Genomic DNA, 17,235 nt, shown 5'->3' on the forward strand with positions numbered 1-17,235 from the left:
CCGCACGGCAGGTCTTCCCAGCAGCTTCCGGACAGAAAAGTGACCGAGACGCGGAGGGTTGCCACGTAGGCAGGGATGTTGGGCGGCGCCCCGGCCCGATCGGACGAGCAGCGGGTCTCGCACGAGTGTCCGCTCCTCTCGGCCGGGCAGGAATCAGCAGGTCGGGAGGGTCGAGCGGTCGTCGTAGCCGGGGGCCACGGCGAGCGGCGAAGATTCAGGTACGACCATGTGGAACCTGGCCGGCATGCGCCGCCGCGAACCCGCGGGGGCAGCCACGGCGCATCTTGTGATCACTTCGTAACCGTGCGTACCGTGGCAGCGCCGTGACTCCCCGTCAATGTCGGAGGAGCCGGTCACCGAAGGGAGATCGATATGCACGAGGAGATCGAGCAGATTCCCGAAGAGGAACTTCCCGACCTGGCGCTGATGATCGACGTACCCAGCTGACGCGGCGTCATTCCGGGCGACGGGTCGATCCGGCCCGTCGCCCGTCCCCATCCGGCTTCATGGAGGTACTCACGGTGCGAGTGGAACCCGACGCACACCAGAGCGCCGAGGAATGCTCCGCCCTGGCGCGCATGACCAGGTCGGCCCTGGAACGGGCCGGACTGACGGTCTCCCCGGAGGAAGCCACGCACCCCGCGGTCATCGAAGCGGCACACATCGCACAGTACGTCCTGCGGACCGGCCCGCCCGCCCCGGAGCGCCTCGCCCGCCTCAGCGGTATGGTCGACCGGGCCCGGTCGGACATCACGGCATCACCTGCGTCCGGACTGCCATGGTCCGCCCGACTCGCGTCACCCGGACCTCATCTGGAGCGCAGCGTCGTCCGCGCACTGAAGTCCATTCCGGACCCGGGCGGAGAACCCGGCACAACGCACGGCTCCGCCGTGGTCGGATGGCGTGAACACGATGAAGCGGACATCCACGGGACGATCGCCCTCCTGGCCGCCAACTGGCCTGCCGTTCACGATGAGTTGAGGCAGATCCTCTTCCAGGTAGCTCTTCTGGACGGGCCTGCTATCGACGGCTTCACCGACTTCACCGTCCACGGTGCCGTCTTCATCCGGCGCAGCCGTCTCACACCGGACTCGGACGGGTTACCGGGGGCCGTCCGGTTCGCCGAAGCGCTCGTACACGAGGGCGCGCACACCCGGTGCAATGCCGCGTCCGTGGCGGCACGCCCCTTCCTGCGACCTGTGGAAGACGACGGCCCGATGGTCTCCACACCCCTCAGGCTCGACCCCCGGCCGCTCACCGGGCTGTTCCAGCAGATGGTCGTCCTGGCCCGAAGCGTTCTGCTGTACCGGCATCTGCTCGCGGGGGACACGGCCGACAGCGGCGCGGCTGCGGCCGTGCAGGCACGCCACGATCAACTGGCCCTCTCCGCAGCCGACGCGGTGCGCACCATGACGGAACACCGTGAAATGCTCACCGACCACGGGAGAACGGTCCTGGAGGATGCCGCCGAGGTGGGACAGGCGCGTGTCCGATGAGTGTGTCTCCCTGGGCACCTCAGGTCTTCGCTCCCTACGCGCCCTGGCCGCAGGTCGTCTTCGCGCGCGTCGCGGCCCGTTCGCCGCAGTTCGATGCCGTCTGTGCCGCCGGAGACCGCCCTGTCGTCGTGGGCAGTGCTGCCGGGCACAACACGGATCGCGTCGTGGCGAGCGCGCGCGGCGAACTCCTCGAACGCGTGGGCAACATCCTCGCGGGCCGTGCGGCAGAGTCGGACGCCGCGGTCGTGGCAACCCACAGCGAACTGCGCCGCAAGGGGATACCCGCCGTGGATCCCGCCGAGCTCTTGCCGGAAGGCGCCCCGGCCGCCCTTCACGATTCACGTGACACCCGCCGACTCTGGGTACTCGGACGTTCCCTGCACTCCGGAGCCGACATCCATGTACCCGCCGGGGCGGTCTTCCTGCACCACCGGGCGCCGACAGGCTGCGACCCAGGCCCCGTAGTCGGCTCCACCGGTGTTGCCGCGCATCCGGATCCGGATGCGGCCACCCAGCACGCCGCCTGGGAGATCCTGGAACGCGATCTCGTCCGCAGGAGCTGGTACGGACTGTCCTCCGCCCCCGAGGTGATTCCGGCGGCCGGTCTGCCCGATCCGCTTACGGAGCTTCTGAAAGGAACGGAAGTGATCGCCACCGCGCTCGACGTCCCGGCGCCCACCGGCTCCCGCTGCGTCGCGGTGTCGCTCCACGCCCCGGACCGGACCTGCCAGACCTTCGGAGCGCGCTGTGGCCCGGACGACGGCAACATCGACCCGCTGATCGAGAAGGCTGCCTACGAGGCACTCATGGTGCGCTGGAGCATGGACACACCGGTGGCAGAAGGAACATGGGCGCACTGGCAGGGCTCCACGGCGCCGGACTCGGCCGTCAAGCACGCACTGTGGACCTTTCACCGGCAGGACAGCCTCCGGCTGTGGACGTCACGGCCCCCGGAGCGCCGTTCCCGGCCGACACCGCCTCCGGCCGGACCCCAGCGGTCCGGCACCGCCGCGCTGTCCGCCCACACCGGCCGGGACCTCGTCCTCGTGGACACCACCTGCGGACCGGCACGCACCTTGGGATCGACAGTGATGCGGGTCGTGGCCCCGGGCGCCCGTGCCCTGCCCACCGGCCCGGACGGTGAACGCGGCCTGTCCGCCACCCCCGGCCCGCACCCCTTCGGATGAGCCTGCGGGTACCCGCAGGATCCGCCCGACGCCCATGTCCGCCCGGCCCGGTCCGCTCCGCGACGACCGGACCGTCCGCAGGCCGAGGAGACCGGCATGTCCACGTCCTACGACCATCCGAAACCCACAATGGGAGCCGAGCTCGAAGACACCTCGGACAGCGGGGGCAACCACACCGCCACCGCAGCGGGCGGCTCCGGGTACGCCGATATCCACGCCGCCGACTACGACCGGTGGTTCGCCAAACCGGGCATCACCGGCGCAACCGTCGAAGCCCTCGCGGGCCTCGCCGGCGACGGCCCCGTGCTCGAACTCGGCATAGGCACCGGCAGAGTCGCCCTGCCGCTCGCCGCACGCGGCTTCGACGTCCATGGCGTCGAAGCGTCGGACGCGATGGCGGCACGGCTCCGGTCGAAACCCGGCGGCGAGAGGATTCGAATCACTCCCGGCGATTTCGCCGAGGTACCTGTCGATGGCACGTTCCCCCTCATCCACGCCGTCGGAGGCACATTCTTCGAGCTCAAGTCCCGCGAAGACCTGCAGCGCTGCCTGACCGCCGTAGCCGCCCACCTCGCGCCGACCGGCGTATTCGTCCTCGACGCGCACGTGCCCGAAGCCCTCGCTGTCGCAGCGGCGTCGGGCGTGCCCGAGGTCGTCTCCGAGACCGACGAACATCTGATCCTCTGCCATCGCGGGATCGACCCGTCCACCCAGACGTACCAGTCCCACTACCTCATCCACGAGGCGGACCGGACCCGCCACCTGCGGGTGCGCTTCCACTACGCGTCGCCGGGCGAACTGGACCTCATGGCGGAGCGGGCCGGACTACGGCTTCGCCGGCGCCAGGGCTCGTGGGCCGGCCTGCCGTTCACCCGTGACAGCACCTATCACGTCTCCGTCTACGAACGCGGCTGACGCAGGTACGCAACGCTCGTTGCCCCACGTGGCCGTCAACTCCTGACGGCCGCACCGCCGAAAAACCTCTCGGAGCAGTCGTGACAGACGAAGAATCCGGTTGCCCGGTCCCCATCGCGGACTTTCCCCTCCCGCACCACGACGGGCTCGGACCCCTGCCGGAACTGGCCGCCCTGCGTCGCGACGCGCCGTGTGCCCGGATCGTACTGCCCAGCGGCGACCCGGCATGGCTGGTGACCCGGTACGCAGACGTGCGCACCGTGCTGGCCGATCCGCGCTTCAGCCGCACGCGCGCCACCCGGGGAGCGGGACCGCGCATGGCGCGGGTTCCCACCCTGCCGGACTCCATCCTTGCCGCGGATCCCCCGGAACACACCCGGCTGCGCAAGCTGGTCGCCCCGGCCTTCACCGCCCGTCGTGCCGAGGCCATGCGGGCGAACGTGGCCCAGCTCGTGGCGGGACTCCTCGACGAACTCGCCGCACACGACCGCCCGGCCGACTTGGTCGCGCTGTTCGCCCGGCCGCTGCCGCTGGCAGTCATCTGCGATCTCCTCGGTGTGCCGCGACGGGACGGCGACCTGCTCGACGCCTGGTGCGACACGCTGCGCAACCTCACCGCCATCGCCGACACCGAGGTCACCACCGCCGTCGGTGAGATGACCGGATACCTCACCGAGCTCGTCGCCACCAAGCGCCGCCATCCGGGCAATGATGTCCTGAGCACCCTGATCGCCGCGCGCGACGAGGGCGACCGGCTCAGCCAGGACGAACTGATCTCCTTCTGCCTGGTGCTGCTCGCCGGAGGCTACGGCACCACCGCCGACCGGCTCGCCGGCATGGTGCACCTCCTGCTGGACGAACCCCGGCTCTACCAGCGGCTCCGGGACGAACCCGAGATGGTCCCCAAGGCCGTCGAGGAACTGCTGCGTTATGCCCAGACGAATGTCCAGGCCAACCTTCGTGTCGCCACCGAGGAGGTTCGGCTCAGCGGTGTCACGATCGCCGAGGGCGAAGCCGTGATGGCGGTGAACTCGTCGGCCAACCACGACGAGACCGTCTTCGACACCCCTGACCTGCTCGACCTCGACCGTGACCGCAACCCCCATCTGGGGTTCGGGCACGGCGCCCATCACTGTGTCGGGGCGCAGGTCGCACGCGTTCAACTCCAGGAGGCCCTGACCGGACTCCTGCACCGCTTCCCAGGGCTGCGGGCCGCGGCACCGCCGGTATGGAAGGCCGGGCTGAAGACCAGGGCCCCCCGCAGCCTGCCCGTGACCTGGTGAGCGGGGGAGTGCCCCAAGCCTTCGGGGCTCGTCGGCATCCGGTACCCGCACGTACCCTCACCACCACCCACCCGGCTCCTCACGAGCGGTGCAGCGGGCTGCGCCGGACCGCGGCTACTGGTTCAGGATCCGGGGGCCGTACCGTCGACGCTGCGGTCGCGTCCTCAAGATTCTCGACGGCCTGCGCGCGTGTCCAAACAGGCTGTGGCCCTGCACATGCACCCGGAAGGTTCACACATGCGGTGCCTCACCCTCAACAACGGCGTGGCCGTTCCGCAGATCGGCCTCGGTGTCTGGCCGCTGACGGACGAACAGGCCTACACGGCCGTCTCCCACGCCCTGGTCACCGGCTACCGGCACATCGACACCGCACGCGTCTACAACAATGAGGTGGGCGTCGGCCGTGCGGTCCGTGATGCCGGGATCCGCCGTCAGGAAGTCTTCCTCACCACCAAACTGTGGAACGCGGACCAGGGCTACGAGGCCGTGCTGCGTGCTTTCGACGCAAGCCTCCATCGCCTGGGTACGGACTACGTCGACCTCTACCTGATCCACTGGCCCGTACCGGAACAGGATCTGTACGTCGAGTCGTACAAGGCTCTGGAAAGGATCCACACCGAGGGACGCGCCAGGGCGATCGGCGTATCCAACTTCGGCGCTGCTGCTCTGGACCGCCTGCTGGCGAACACCGACATCGTGCCGGCCCTCAACCAGATCGAGCTTCACCCGTACTTCCCGCAAGGCCGGATGCGCGGGATCTGCGCGGAGCGGTCCATCACCACGGGGGCATGGAGCCCGCTTGCCCAGGGCGGCGCACTGCTCGCCGAACGTACGCTGGCGCGTATCGCCGAGACGCACGGGAAGACCCCGGCCCAGGTCGTCATCCGCTGGCATCTCCAACTCGGCAACGTGGTGATTCCCAGGTCCATGGCTCCCACCCGGATAGAGGAGAACTTCAGGGTCTTCGACTTCGACCTCAGCCCGCAGGAGTTGCGCGACATCACCGCCCTCGACAACGGCGGCCGCATCGGCCCCGACCCGGACACAGCCGGCCATCAGGCCTGAGCGAGCAACCTGCGCCGGCCACTGGGTGGGCCCACCCTACGGATCCGTCGGTCAGGCCCTGGACCGGGGGATCGGTCCGAGGCCGCTCTCGTCGGCAACGGAATGCTGTTCGCACTCGCCGAGGGCAAGGGGTTCCTCGCTCACCGCGAGATTGACGGAAGCCTGCACGTGTACACGGCGCTCACGGCCGCCGAGGACTGGCTCGGCACCATCGACTTCGCCGACGCCGACAGGAGCAGGGCCGGCGTGCTCGCCCGGTTCGACGGCTGGGACGCGAGCCCGAAGTCTCCGGTGGCGAATGCCGACGGCCGGCTGACGCCGCGCAAGATCGACGTTGTGCCCGTCGGCCACCGCTGGAACCGCGTGCCAGGAGTCACGCTGCTCGGCGACGCCGCCCATCTGATGTCGCCGTTCGCGGGCGAGGGCGCCGACCTCGCCATGCTCGACGGCGCCGAACTCGGCCAGCCCTTCGCGGCCCACCCGAACGACCCCGAAAGGGCCCTGACCGTCTACGAGGAGGCACTCTTCCCGCGCGGCGCGGAGAAGGCCGCCGAATCCGCCGCCGGTCTGGAGATGTGCTTCGGTGACGAGCCGGTCACCCAACTCCTCCGCCTGTTCACCGACACGCCGACGGTCACCGACTGATCAGACGCGGTCCGAGGGCCGTCCGAGTCGGCGTCGGGGCGCCCTACACGATGGCAGGCAGGCCGCCGAGCTGCTGCATGAGCGAGAACAGGTTCGCGACGCCCCAGTGCTCGGTGATCTTCCCGTTGCGCACCCTCATGGCGTCCACGGTGTCGAAGCTGATCTGCCTGCCGGTGGGTGCGATGCCGAAGAACTCGCCTTTGTGGGTGCCGTGATAGGTCTTGTACGTGGTGACGAGGTCGCCGTCGGCCGACTGCCAGTGGATGACGGGACGGAAGTCGGGGAAGGCCTCGCGGAGCGCCTGGTACAGCTCGCGCGCCCCCGCCTTGTCGGCGGTGCGGCCGGGCTGCGGGGTGTGGTCGAGGAAGTCGTCGGCGAAGAGCTTGTCGAAGAGGGCGAAGTCACCGCCGCCCTGTACCTCTTCGGTGTTGCGGCGGACGACCGCCTTGGCGGCCTCGCTCGGATCGCTCTCGTGCATGGGTTTCCTTCGTGGGGGAGGGGCAGTGGTGGTTCAGAGCTCGCCGGGGGGCCCGTAACGGTAGAAGAAGGGGCCGAGCTGTCCGGCCACCGCGCGGGTCAGCGCCGAGCTGTCTTCGAGCAGGCGGGCGCCAGGGTCCAGGTCGCCGACGAAGACGGGGTCGAAGCCGGCGTCCCTGATGAGCTGTTCGGTCGTCTCCCGCGCGGCCGGTTCGGCGGCGAAGAGGTTACTCGGGCGCACGCGTTGCGCCGCGATCCGGTCGTACATCGCGGCGAAGTTCGTCGAGAACGATTTCGCGGTCGGTCCGCCGACGATCGACTTCACCTGGTGGGACAGCGAGGTGAAGGAGTCGTCCCGCGGCCCGTAGAGGTTGCAGGCGTCGACGGTCACCTGTCCGGCCAGCCCCGACACACGGGCCAGCGCGTCGGCGATCGCCGGACCCGGCACCGCGACCACCAGGATATCGGCGCCGGCCGCGTCTCCGCCGTCACGGCCGAGGCCGGTCACCTCGTGGCCGGCCTTCTCCCACAGGCCCGCCAGTCCGCCCCCGACGTGCCCTCGTCCGACAACGGTGATCTTCATTCCAACTCCTCGCGTAGGTCTGCCACGACAAGACAGTTGCAGCCCGTCGGACCGACTCGCGTCGGTGACGGTCGCCTAAGCGACGGGCCTACGCAGGGTCGGTCTGCCGACGGCGTGATCGAGTACGGCGCCGCACCGCGTGCGGGCACCGCGCCATGATCGGCCATGGGAGCGGGCGGACGGGGGAGCGGTCAGTCCGTGTCGCGCGGGAGCGAGGCGAGGAGCCGGCCGAGGAGCACGCCCAGCGTGTCGACCTCGTCGGGGGAGAGCGGGTCGAAGAAGGAGTGGCGGACCGTCTCGACGTGCTGCGGTGCGGCGGCCTCGATCGCGTCCCGGCCCTGGGGGGTCATGCGCACCATCGAGCCGCGCGCGTCGTCCGTGCACGGCTCGCGGGCGACCAGGCCGCGTGACTCCATCCGGCTGATCTGATGCGACAGTCGGCTGCGTTCCCAGCCCAGCTCCGCCTGGAGTTCCCTGGCTCGCAGGACGTCGCCCGGCGACTCGGACAGGGGGACGAGGACCGCGTACTCGGCCCCGGACAGTGTGGAGTCGCGGGCGAGCTGCCTGTCCAAGGCGCTTTGCAGTCGGCGCTGCAGGTCCCGGTACTGCTTCCAGACAGCCGCCTCACGCTCGTCGAGCCAGCGTGGTTCGTTCATGGGGCCAATCTTCCGGGTGCGGTCCGATGGTGCGGAGATCGTAGCCGGAGCGCCGTCCGAGGCTTCGCGCGGTGTCCGGTTGCAGGGGGTGGGGCCAGGGCGTGCCGAACAGGAGCGTGCCGGACGTGCGCACGTCTACAGCACCCGGCGCAGCCAGCGCAGTCTGGCCGCGCGGGCGGCTCGGGACAGTGCCGCGTCCGGCACCATCGCGTCGAAGCCGTGGAATCCGCCGGGCCAGACGTGCAGCTCCGCATCGCCGCCGGCGAGCCAGAAGCGGGACGCGTACGCGACGACCTCGTCCCGGAAGGTCTCGGCGGAGCCGACGTCGACGAAGAGCGGTGGCAATCCCGCCAGATTGGCCGCACGGGCCGGGGCCGCGTACGGGGAGACGTCGGCAGCACCCCGCGCCTCCCCGAGCAGCGACGTCCAGCCGGTCTTGTTCGACGTGCGGTCCCAGATGCCGCGTCCAGCCATCTGGAGGCCGGACAACGAGTCGTTGCGGTCGTCGAGCATCGGGCAGGCGAGAAGCTGTCCGGCGAGGCGCGGGCCACCGCGGTCCCGGGCCAGGAGAGTGGCCGCCGCGGTCAGGCCACCGCCCGCACTGGCCCCGGCGACAACGAGCCGGCCGGGATCGACCCCGATGGCAGCCGAGTGCTCCGCGACCCAGACCAGTCCCGCGTACACGTCCTCGATCGCCGCAGGGTAGGGGTGCTCCGGGGCGAGCCGGTAATCGACCGACACGAGGACGACTTCGAGCTCCTCCACCCAGTCGAGCATCTCCCCGATGAGGTTGCGGTTGTCGCCGAGGATCATGCCGCCGCCATGGGTGAAGTACACGGCCGGTCGGGGGGCGGCGACGCCGTGCGGGCGGCAGATCAGCAGGGGGACGTCGGGAGGGCCCGGTATCCGGCGTTCCCGAACCTCGATTGCCCCGCCGCGCGTCAGGTCTTCGTCCGACGGCCGTAGGGCGGCGACGGTCCGGCGCACGGCCGGGATCATCGAGGGCAGGATCGCGGGCGGCAGGACTTCAGCCAGTGGCGCGAGAGCCGGGGCGAGTTCGGGGTCGAAAGGCGGCGGCGGGCCGGGGGCCGAGTTCCCGGTTGCGCGGGGTTCGTGAGGCGAAGGGGGAGCCATCAGTCCTCCTGAGTGGTGTCTCCGAGGGCGCTCGGTGTGCCGACGACGACACGTGGACAAGGCCATCCGTGACTTGTTGACACGTCAACAAGCCGGGTGGGACTCTCACCGTGCGCCGGCTCGCGTCGCATCCGGGAAACGAGAGGGAGTCCCATGGCCAAACTCGCAGGCGAAGTGCCCGTTCGCGTCGGCAGAACCCACCTAGACGGCCGGCCCAGCATCACACCCGCAAGATTCGACGTCCGGGTCGAGAGCACCTGCATGTCATTGCCGGTCGCATCCCCTGCCACACCACCGGCCGCCATCGGCGCGTGCGCGGGACGGGTCCTCTGATGCGGGGATCGGGTCCGGGAGGGGTACGGCACGCACTCCTCGGCCGACGGAGCGAGCGGGACACCGTGGACCGGCTGATCGACGGCATCCGGTCCCGGCACGGCGGAGCGCTGGTCGTGCGGGGAGAACCGGGCATCGGCAAGACCGCACTGATCGAACATGCCTTGGCGGCACCGGGCCTGAAGGTGCTGCGTGCCGTGGGCGCCGAATTCGAATCGGAACTCGTCTTCGCCGCCCTCCACCAGCTCTGCGGGCCGGTCCTGCGCTGGCAGGAATGCTTACCAGTACCCCAACGCGAGGCTCTCGACGCGGCGTTCGGACGCACCGGGGACGGGACGCCCAACCGCTTCCACGTGGGCCTGGCGGTGCTCAACCTCCTCTCCGAGGCCGCGGCCGAGCAGCCCGTCCTCTGCGTCGTCGACGACGCGCACTGGCTCGACCAGGCGTCGGCCCAGGCACTGGCCTTCGTCGCGCGCCGGCTCCAGGCCGAACCCCTGGCGCTGATCTTCGCCGAGCGTGATGCGAGCGAACGCCACGAACCAGCGGGCCTCCCCGAACTGGCCTGCCTCCCCGAGGTGAGGCTGCGCGGCCTGGCGGACGACGACGCCCGCCGTCTTCTCGCCTCGCAGATCCACGTGCCTCTCGACGCTGCCGTGCACGACCGCATCCTGGCCGAGGCACGCGGCAATCCACTGGCCCTCCTCGAACTTCCCCACGGCGCGGACCTCGCGGGCGGGTTCGCGCAGCCGGCTGCCTCCCCCGCGTCGGGAAAGGTAGCAGCGAGCTACCGGGCCAGACTGGCCGAACTCCCCGCCGAGGTACGAACCCTGCTGCTGATCGCGGCGGCCGAGCCGACCGGCTGTCCGATCCTCCTGAGCGCGGCGGCGGAGCGACTCGGCATCCCCGCCGAGGCAGTGACGCTCGCCGAGGAGTCCGGGCTGCTGGCTATCGGCGGACGGTCGCGGTTCCGCCATCCGCTGGTGCGGTCGACCGTCTACCGGTCCGCCGGCCTCGATGACCGCCGCGCGGTCCACCGCGCCCTCGCCGAGGTCGTCTCGGACACAGAGCCAGACCGCAAGGCGTGGCACTCCGCGCAGGCCGCGTGCAAGCCGGACGAGGACGTCGCCGCGGCGCTGGAGCGTTCGGCGGAACGGGCCCGGGCCCGCGGTGGCGTCGCCGCGGCGGCGGCATTCCTGGAGAAGGCGGCGAATCTGACGCCGGATCTCGCTCGTCGCGGCGTACGAGCTGTCGCCGCCGCGCGCGCCAAGCGTGACAGCGGCGATGCCGAAGCGGCGCTGTCCCTGCTGTCCATGGCGGAAGCCGGACCGCTCGACGACCGCCAGAGGGCCACAGTGGCCACACTGCGCGCTCGGATGGCGTTCGACAGGAACCGGGACGACGCAGCTGTCGAGAAGCTGCTCGGAGCGGCCCGGCTGATGGCGCCGCTCGACACCTGCACGGCCCGCGAGACGTTCCTCGAAGCCTTCGCCGCGGCGGTGTTCGTCGGCCGGTTCACCCCCGTCGACCGCATGCGCGAGACCGCCGAGACCGTCCGTGCTCTGAGCCCCACCCCGTTGGGGCCACGCCCGCTCGACGTGCTGCTCGACGGATTGACCGCCCAGGTCAGGCACGGATACGCGGCGGCCGTGCCGGAACTGCGGCGGGCCGTGGACATCTACCGGGGCGGTGCGGGACGCGACGCCTGTGACGTGGGCCAGCTATGGGCGGCCTGCGGTCCCGCGATGGACCTGTGGGACGACGCGGCCTGGCGGGAGCTGGCCGCCCGTCAGCTTGAGCTGGTGCGCGGCGCGGGCATGCTCGCCGAACTCCCCGTGGCCCTCAGCTACCGGGCCCTCGCCCACGTCCACGCCGGCGAGTTCGCCGATGCCGCCGCGCTGGTCGACGAAGCGCACGCGATCGCGGCCGAAGTGGGCACCCCGGCCATGCTCCACGTCGACGTCACCGTCGCCGCGTGGCGCGGCGACCAGGAACGCACCACCCGGCTCGCCGACATCGCCACCCACGATGCGGCGGCGCGCGGTGAGGGGCGGCTCCTCAGCGCCACGGAGTACGCCCGGACTGTACTGCTCAACGGTCTGGGCCGGTACGACGACGCCCTCGCGACCTGCCTCAGCGCAGGCGACCTCGACGAGATCAGCTTCTACTCCTGGGTACCCGTGGAGTTCATCGAGGCGGCGACCCACGCGGGACGTTCCGATCTCGCGGAGCCCGTGATGAGGCGCCTGTCCGAGCGCACCGCCGCCAGCGGATCCGAGTGGGCACTCGGCACGGAGTTGCGCTCGCGCGCTCTGCTCACCGAGGGGCCGGCGGCCGAGAAGCTGTACCGGGAGGCGATCGAGCGGCTCACGGGCAGCGAGGGCGCCCCGCACGTGGCACGTGCCCGGCTGCTGTACGGGGAGTGGTTGCGTCGTGAGGGCAGGCGCACCGAGGCGCGGGTGGAGCTGCAGACGGCATACGAGCAGCTGTCCGCGCTCGGGGCTGCGGCGTTCGCCGCGCGGGCCGCCCGAGAGCTCGCCGCGACCGGCGCCCGCGCGCGGAAGCGGGTCGGCGAGGTGCCCACCCGCCTCACCGCGCAGGAGTTCCGGATCGCCCGACTGGTCGCCACGGGCGCGACGTCCAAGGAGGTGGGCACGCAGCTCTTCCTGAGCCCACGCACCATCGACGCCCACCTGCGGAACATCTTCCGCAAACTCGGTGTCACCTCTCGTCGCCAACTACGGGACCTGCCACTGACGACCTGAGGGCGGGGCCCGGGCTCGTCAGCCCTGGCCGAGGAGCTGAAGCTCCCAGGCCAGGCTGGTGCCGAAGCTTCCACCGTGGTCGAACATGATCTGGCTGATGCCGGGGACGGTCGCCTCGCGCGCCCAGTCGCGCTGCCATTCCGAGATGACGGTGCCGGCGGTCATCGGGATGACACCCGCCTGGACCATGCGCTGGACCCCGCGCTCGTGCGCCTCGGCCGTCGTCGCGCCGGACGCGTCCGTCACCGCGTAGACCCGGTAGCCGTCGGCCAGCGCGTGGATCGCCGGGAAGGCGAGGCAGATGTCCGTCCACAGGCCGGCTATGACGAGGTCCTTGCGGCCGGTGGAGGCGACGGCATCGACGACCCGCTGGTCCTCCCAGGTATTGATCGTGGTGCGGTCGATCGGCTTCTGGTCCGGAAAAACATCCTGGATCTGCCTGATGATCCGCCCGCCCCGGTCCTCGACCACGGTGCTGAGGATCGTCGGTACCTCGAACAGCTTGGCGCCCTTGGCCAGCGCGGTCACGTTGTTGACCACGAGGTTGGGGTCCATGCTGTGCATCCCGGCGAACTGTGCGCCCTGGTGGTCGATCAGCAGGAGGACCGACCTCTCGGGCACGAGCAGTGCGTCCAGGCCGGTGTAGGTAACGCCGTTGGCTGCCATGTATGAATCTCCGGTCTCGCTGGTTCCCCGAGAGGCCGATCGGCCCTCGCCGAACCGAACTTCCCATCGTGGAGCGCTGCCTCGCGTCGGTGACGGCTACCTAGCCATGCCCTGCGTACGCACCCCCGCCCTGTCTCCCCGGACGATGGCGCGCGCTCCTGGGGACGGGAGCCTCCCAGGGGCATCCGGGAGATCGCCCGCGAGTTACACATAGGTGGGAACACGGTCCGTCGATCCGCCCGCGCGGCAATCCCTGAGGAGTTGCTCGGGGGCCGACGGCAACCACGGCCCAGCCAGCTGGACCCTTGCAAGCCGTACCTGGACAAACGCTGGGCCGAGGGCCACACCAATGCCGTTCACCTTCACGCCGAGCTCAAAGAGCCCGGCTACCGAGGCAACTACCAGACCATCAGCAACTACCTGCGGCCACGACGCCGACGCCGTATCCGTGTCATCGGGCCCGCGCCACCGGGATTACGACAAGTCACCGGGTGGATCATGCGTCACCCCGACCGCCTCTCGGAGAGCGAAGGGCAACGGCTGGCCGAAGTCCTCACCCGTTGCCCGGAACTCGCGGCGGCCCACCGTCTCGTCCGCAGCTTCGCTGAGATTCTCTCCACCCGCACTGGCCGGCATTTGAAGGCCTGGGCCGTCAGAGCGCGAGCTGAGGAGCTTCCCGGCGTCCATTCCTTTGCCGCCGGCCTGGAGAAGGACTGGGACGCTGTCGTCCAGGGCCTGACAAGTCACTGGAACTCCGGTCCCGTCGAAGGCCGTGTCAACCACATCAAAATGGTCAGACGCCAGATGTTCGGCCGCGCCAAGCTTCCGCTCCTGCGTAGACGGGTACTTCTCACCGCTGCCCGGTGATGGCCTGCTCAGGCAGGAAAACAACGTTGGAGTACGTACTCGGACGGCCAGCAGAGGGCCCGAACAACCATGTTGGTGACTACGAAGTACCCCGGGCTCACCCAACCGTCCTTCTTGCTCACGAGGCCCGGACCGTCCTCGCGGTGGTAGCTACGCAACATGCGGTGACGCAACGGAGCCCCAGCCACAAGCAGAACCGGAGCGACGACGACTGCACCAACCGACACGGCGAGCCGGACTGCCTGAATCCTGACGACGCTCTCTATCCGCATCGCTCCAGTCTGCCGATCACAAGAGACTCGTCCACCACTCTCACGGAATGTGTGCCAGAACCCCCTTGAAGTGAACGGAGCCAGCCATGCCCCAGGCAACACAAAACCGCCTCGACCACCCCACAGTTGGTGATCAACGACGCCTCTTCAGCCCAAGGCCGGGAAGATAGTGGGAGCGGGCGGCGGTCAGCGGTCGGGTCCGGGTCTGTCCAGGGGGCCGGGATTTGGCGCGTACATGTACGCGTTTGCCTTGGCGGCCGAAGGGGCGAGGATCTCGACAGGGCCGTCGCCGGTGCTGCCGAACCAGCCCTGGTGGCGGTGCGCTTCACACGGGGCGTCGGCGCGGCGATGGCCGCCCCGGCAGCCATCGCCACGCTGCGTGCCCTGTACCCCGAGCCGGCCGCGTTCGGCAGGGCGATGGCCACATGGGGAGGCGTGTCCGTGCTCGGTGCGGCGATCGGTACCGTCACCTCCGGCGCGATCACCACCTGGGTGTCGCGGCGGTGGATGTTCGCCGTCCCCGTCGTCGTCGCTGTTCTTGCCCTGGCCGGCGCGCGGCGGCTGCTGCCGTACCGTTCCGCAGGGACGTCCCTGCCCCGCCCCGGTCTCGACCCCGCAGGGGCCGTGTTCGCTACCCTGGGCATCTCCGCCGGCAGCCACGGCCTGATCGTCAGCGCCGATCACCCCTGGACATCGGCCACCGTGCTCGTCCCGCTCACCATGGGCATCGTGCTGCTCGGAGCGTTCATCGCCGTTGAGCGCCGAGCCCGTCCCGCCTGCAACACCCGTAAAGCCGAGAACGGTCCATATGGGCCGCAGCAACACACCACACGGGACGGGCCCGTTCACGTTCGGCAAGAAGATGCGGCCCAAGCTCTCCGGCTGGGCCCGGAAAGTCGTCCCGGACAAGAAGTTCCGCAAAGCCAGGGCCACCGCGGGCACCCGGCTGCTCGCCCTGACGCCGGCCACCCATACCGACGCGTCAGGACGTCTCGGTCACGGCGGCAAGGGCATTGCCCTCCACGCTCTCGCAGGTCCCGGCGAGCTGCAGCACCTGGTCGGCCAGCTGACCGTGGCGGGCCGGCTCACCGCAGCCGCCCTTACCGATGCCCAGCTCACCGGGCGGCTGACCGGACGCGTCCTCCCGCTCACATGCCCCTTCCGGGCCTGAGGTACAGCACCGTCCGAGTGAACCCGCGACGGTGTCGTCCGTCCTGGCCCGTCCATCGGCTGGATGATGGGCGGGCATGGCCCCGGCTGGGCCATGCTTCGCGCCCCACAGCGGCGACACATATCCAGGGTGAGACCCGCACCCGGCGAGGAAGGCGGGCTGTGATGAGTGATTCGGATTCGGGCACCGCGGGGCGGAGCCAGGGCGAGATGGCCCAACTCTCGGCGATCGAGTTGAACGTCAACGATCAGGTGCGACGGCTTGAGGTGGATCCACGGACCTCGCTGCTCGATGCGCTGCGCGAGCACCTGCGCCTGAGCGGGACCAAGAAGGGGTGTGATCACGGGCAGTGCGGCGCCTGCACGGTGCTGATCAACGGCCGACGAGTCAACTCTTGTTTGACTCTCGCCGTGATGCATGAGGAAGACGAGATCGTGACGATCGAAGGCCTGGGCGATCCCGGTGGTCTGCACCCCATGCAACGTGCCTTCGTCGAGCGTGACGGCTTCCAATGCGGCTACTGCACTCCCGGCCAGATCTGTTCGGCTGTCGGCATGCTCGCCGAGGTGGAGGCGGGCTGGCCCAGCCACGCCACCGCTGACGTGACCTCGCCGCGGATCGCGTTGACCGATGAGGAGATCCGCGAGCGGATGAGCGGCAACATCTGTCGGTGCGCCGCCTATCCGAACATCGTCGCGGCCATCCGTGGCATCGCGGTGGGAGGCCCGGAATGAGGTCCTTCACGTACGAGCGGGCGATCGACGCGCAGGCCGCCGTCGCTGCGGTGTCCAGAACCGGCGCGAAGTTCATCAGCGGCGGCACCAACCTGCTCGACCTGATGAAGCTCGGCATCGAGAGGCCCAGCCATCTGGTCGACATCAGTCGGCTTCCGTTGCGGGACATCGAGGAGCTCCCGGACGGCGGACTGCGTATCGGGGCCCAGGCGGCGAATTCCGATGTGGCCGCCGATGCCCGAGTGCGTACCCGCTACTCGGTGCTGTCGGAGGCACTGGTGGCCGGAGCCTCGGGCCAGCTACGCAACAAGGCGTCCACCGGGGGAAATCTGTTGCAGCGCACTCGCTGCCCCTACTTCTACGACACAGCTGCGGGCTGCAACAAACGGGATCCCGGTTCGGGATGCTCGGCGATCGGCGGGTTCAACAGGATTCACGCCGTCCTCGGCGTCAGCGACTCCTGCATCGCCACCCACCCTTCGGACATGGCCGTCGCGATGACCGTGCTGGAGGCGGAGATCGAGCTGCTCGATGCCGACGGGTCGGCCCGCCGCGTCGCCATCGCAGACTTCTACAGGCTGCCGGGCGATACGCCACACATCGAGACCGTCCTGCGTCCTCGCGAGATGATCACGAGCGTGCTGCTGCCCCCGCCCCCGTCGGGCCGGCAGATCTACCGCAAGGTGCGGGACCGGGCGTCGTACGAGTTCGCGCTGGTCTCCGTGGCGGCTGTCGTCTCGACCGATCAGGGAGCGATCAGTGAGGCACGGGTGGCTTTCGGCGGTGTCGCGCACAGGCCCTGGCGGTCCGTCGAGGCCGAGGCCGCGTTGACCGGCCGTCCCGCCACGATGGTCACCTATCGCGCCGCCGCCGAGGCCGCGATGCGCGACGCCGTGGGGCAGGGGTACAACGACTTCAAGATCGAGCTGGCCAGGCGCACGCTGTGCCGCACGTTGGCGCAAGCGGCTCGGGCGAGCTGAGGAGACGAG

The 17,235-nt window shown here is 70.0% G+C and carries 16 protein-coding genes and 1 pseudogene; 12 read left to right on the forward strand and 5 right to left on the reverse strand.

Annotated features, from left to right (window positions below):
* Positions 1-521: 521 nt before the first annotated feature.
* The 6 genes from ACFVH0_RS21385 (at position 522) to ACFVH0_RS21410 (ending at position 6,591) form a co-directional block, all read left to right on the forward strand.
* Entirely contained in the window at positions 522-1,496 is a 975-nt protein-coding gene (locus ACFVH0_RS21385) for an aKG-HExxH-type peptide beta-hydroxylase (protein ID WP_385822310.1), read from the forward strand.
* On the forward strand, positions 1,493-2,683 hold the full coding sequence (locus tag ACFVH0_RS21390; RefSeq protein ID WP_385822312.1) for a YcaO-like family protein: 1,191 nt from the start codon (positions 1,493-1,495) through the stop codon (positions 2,681-2,683). The genes ACFVH0_RS21385 and ACFVH0_RS21390 overlap by 4 nt, the downstream gene beginning before the upstream one ends.
* Before the next feature lie 96 nt (positions 2,684-2,779).
* Positions 2,780-3,598 (forward strand): class I SAM-dependent DNA methyltransferase, encoded by an 819-nt coding sequence (locus ACFVH0_RS21395; protein WP_385822314.1) that lies wholly within the window; start codon positions 2,780-2,782, stop codon positions 3,596-3,598.
* An 80-nt stretch (positions 3,599-3,678) separates the two neighbouring features.
* A complete protein-coding gene (locus ACFVH0_RS21400) occupies positions 3,679-4,881 on the forward strand; it encodes a cytochrome P450 (RefSeq protein WP_385822316.1) in 1,203 nt (400 codons plus the stop codon).
* Positions 4,882-5,118: 237 nt separating this feature from the next.
* Complete coding sequence (locus tag ACFVH0_RS21405; RefSeq protein WP_385822318.1) at positions 5,119-5,946, forward strand: aldo/keto reductase; 828 nt, start codon at positions 5,119-5,121, stop codon at positions 5,944-5,946.
* Between the two features lie 102 nt (positions 5,947-6,048).
* Positions 6,049-6,591 carry an FAD-dependent oxidoreductase gene (locus ACFVH0_RS21410; RefSeq protein ID WP_385822320.1) on the forward strand — a complete coding sequence of 181 codons (543 nt, stop codon included), beginning with the start codon at positions 6,049-6,051 and terminating at the stop codon, positions 6,589-6,591.
* A gap of 43 nt (positions 6,592-6,634) precedes the next feature.
* Here ACFVH0_RS21410 and ACFVH0_RS21415 read toward each other — a convergent pair whose 3' ends face one another.
* From ACFVH0_RS21415 to ACFVH0_RS21430, 4 genes are all read right to left on the reverse strand, one after another.
* The gene (locus ACFVH0_RS21415) at positions 6,635-7,069 is read right to left on the reverse strand and encodes an ester cyclase (RefSeq protein ID WP_385822322.1); all 435 of its coding nucleotides are present in this window, start codon (positions 7,067-7,069) and stop codon (positions 6,635-6,637) included.
* 33 nt (positions 7,070-7,102) lie between these two features.
* Positions 7,103-7,651, reverse strand: a complete 549-nt coding sequence (locus ACFVH0_RS21420; RefSeq protein ID WP_385822324.1) for a dinucleotide-binding protein — start codon at positions 7,649-7,651, stop codon at positions 7,103-7,105.
* A gap of 191 nt (positions 7,652-7,842) precedes the next feature.
* The gene (locus ACFVH0_RS21425; protein ID WP_266795070.1) at positions 7,843-8,307 is read right to left on the reverse strand and encodes a MarR family winged helix-turn-helix transcriptional regulator; all 465 of its coding nucleotides are present in this window, start codon (positions 8,305-8,307) and stop codon (positions 7,843-7,845) included.
* 135 nt (positions 8,308-8,442) lie between these two features.
* A complete protein-coding gene (locus ACFVH0_RS21430; RefSeq protein WP_385822326.1) occupies positions 8,443-9,441 on the reverse strand; it encodes an alpha/beta hydrolase in 999 nt (332 codons plus the stop codon).
* Between the two features lie 332 nt (positions 9,442-9,773).
* On the opposite strand from ACFVH0_RS21430, the gene ACFVH0_RS21435 reads away from it, so the two are divergent.
* Positions 9,774-12,536 (forward strand): AAA family ATPase, encoded by a 2,763-nt coding sequence (locus ACFVH0_RS21435; protein ID WP_385822328.1) that lies wholly within the window; start codon positions 9,774-9,776, stop codon positions 12,534-12,536.
* 18 nt (positions 12,537-12,554) lie between these two features.
* On the opposite strand, the gene ACFVH0_RS21440 is transcribed toward ACFVH0_RS21435, so the two are convergent.
* On the reverse strand, positions 12,555-13,202 hold the full coding sequence (locus ACFVH0_RS21440) for a hydrolase (RefSeq protein ID WP_385822330.1): 648 nt from the start codon (positions 13,200-13,202) through the stop codon (positions 12,555-12,557).
* A gap of 261 nt (positions 13,203-13,463) precedes the next feature.
* Between ACFVH0_RS21440 and ACFVH0_RS21445 the strand changes: the two genes are divergently transcribed.
* From ACFVH0_RS21445 to ACFVH0_RS21465, 5 genes and pseudogenes are all read left to right on the forward strand, one after another.
* Positions 13,464-14,069 carry a transposase gene (locus ACFVH0_RS21445; protein ID WP_385822332.1) on the forward strand — a complete coding sequence of 202 codons (606 nt, stop codon included), beginning with the start codon at positions 13,464-13,466 and terminating at the stop codon, positions 14,067-14,069.
* Positions 14,070-14,653: 584 nt separating this feature from the next.
* A pseudogene (locus ACFVH0_RS21450) lies at positions 14,654-15,037 on the forward strand (MFS transporter); the annotation flags it as partial.
* Positions 15,038-15,149: 112 nt separating this feature from the next.
* Positions 15,150-15,512 (forward strand): hypothetical protein, encoded by a 363-nt coding sequence (locus ACFVH0_RS21455; RefSeq protein WP_385822397.1) that lies wholly within the window; start codon positions 15,150-15,152, stop codon positions 15,510-15,512.
* Positions 15,513-15,676: 164 nt separating this feature from the next.
* On the forward strand, positions 15,677-16,246 hold the full coding sequence (locus ACFVH0_RS21460; RefSeq protein WP_385822390.1) for a 2Fe-2S iron-sulfur cluster-binding protein: 570 nt from the start codon (positions 15,677-15,679) through the stop codon (positions 16,244-16,246).
* Entirely contained in the window at positions 16,243-17,226 is a 984-nt protein-coding gene (locus tag ACFVH0_RS21465) for an FAD binding domain-containing protein (RefSeq protein WP_385822334.1), read from the forward strand. The genes ACFVH0_RS21460 and ACFVH0_RS21465 overlap by 4 nt, the downstream gene beginning before the upstream one ends.
* Positions 17,227-17,235: the final 9 nt, after the last annotated feature.

Origin of the sequence: Streptomyces sp. NPDC127117 (assembly GCF_042677325.1) — a bacterium.
Taxonomy (GTDB): domain Bacteria; phylum Actinomycetota; class Actinomycetes; order Streptomycetales; family Streptomycetaceae; genus Streptomyces.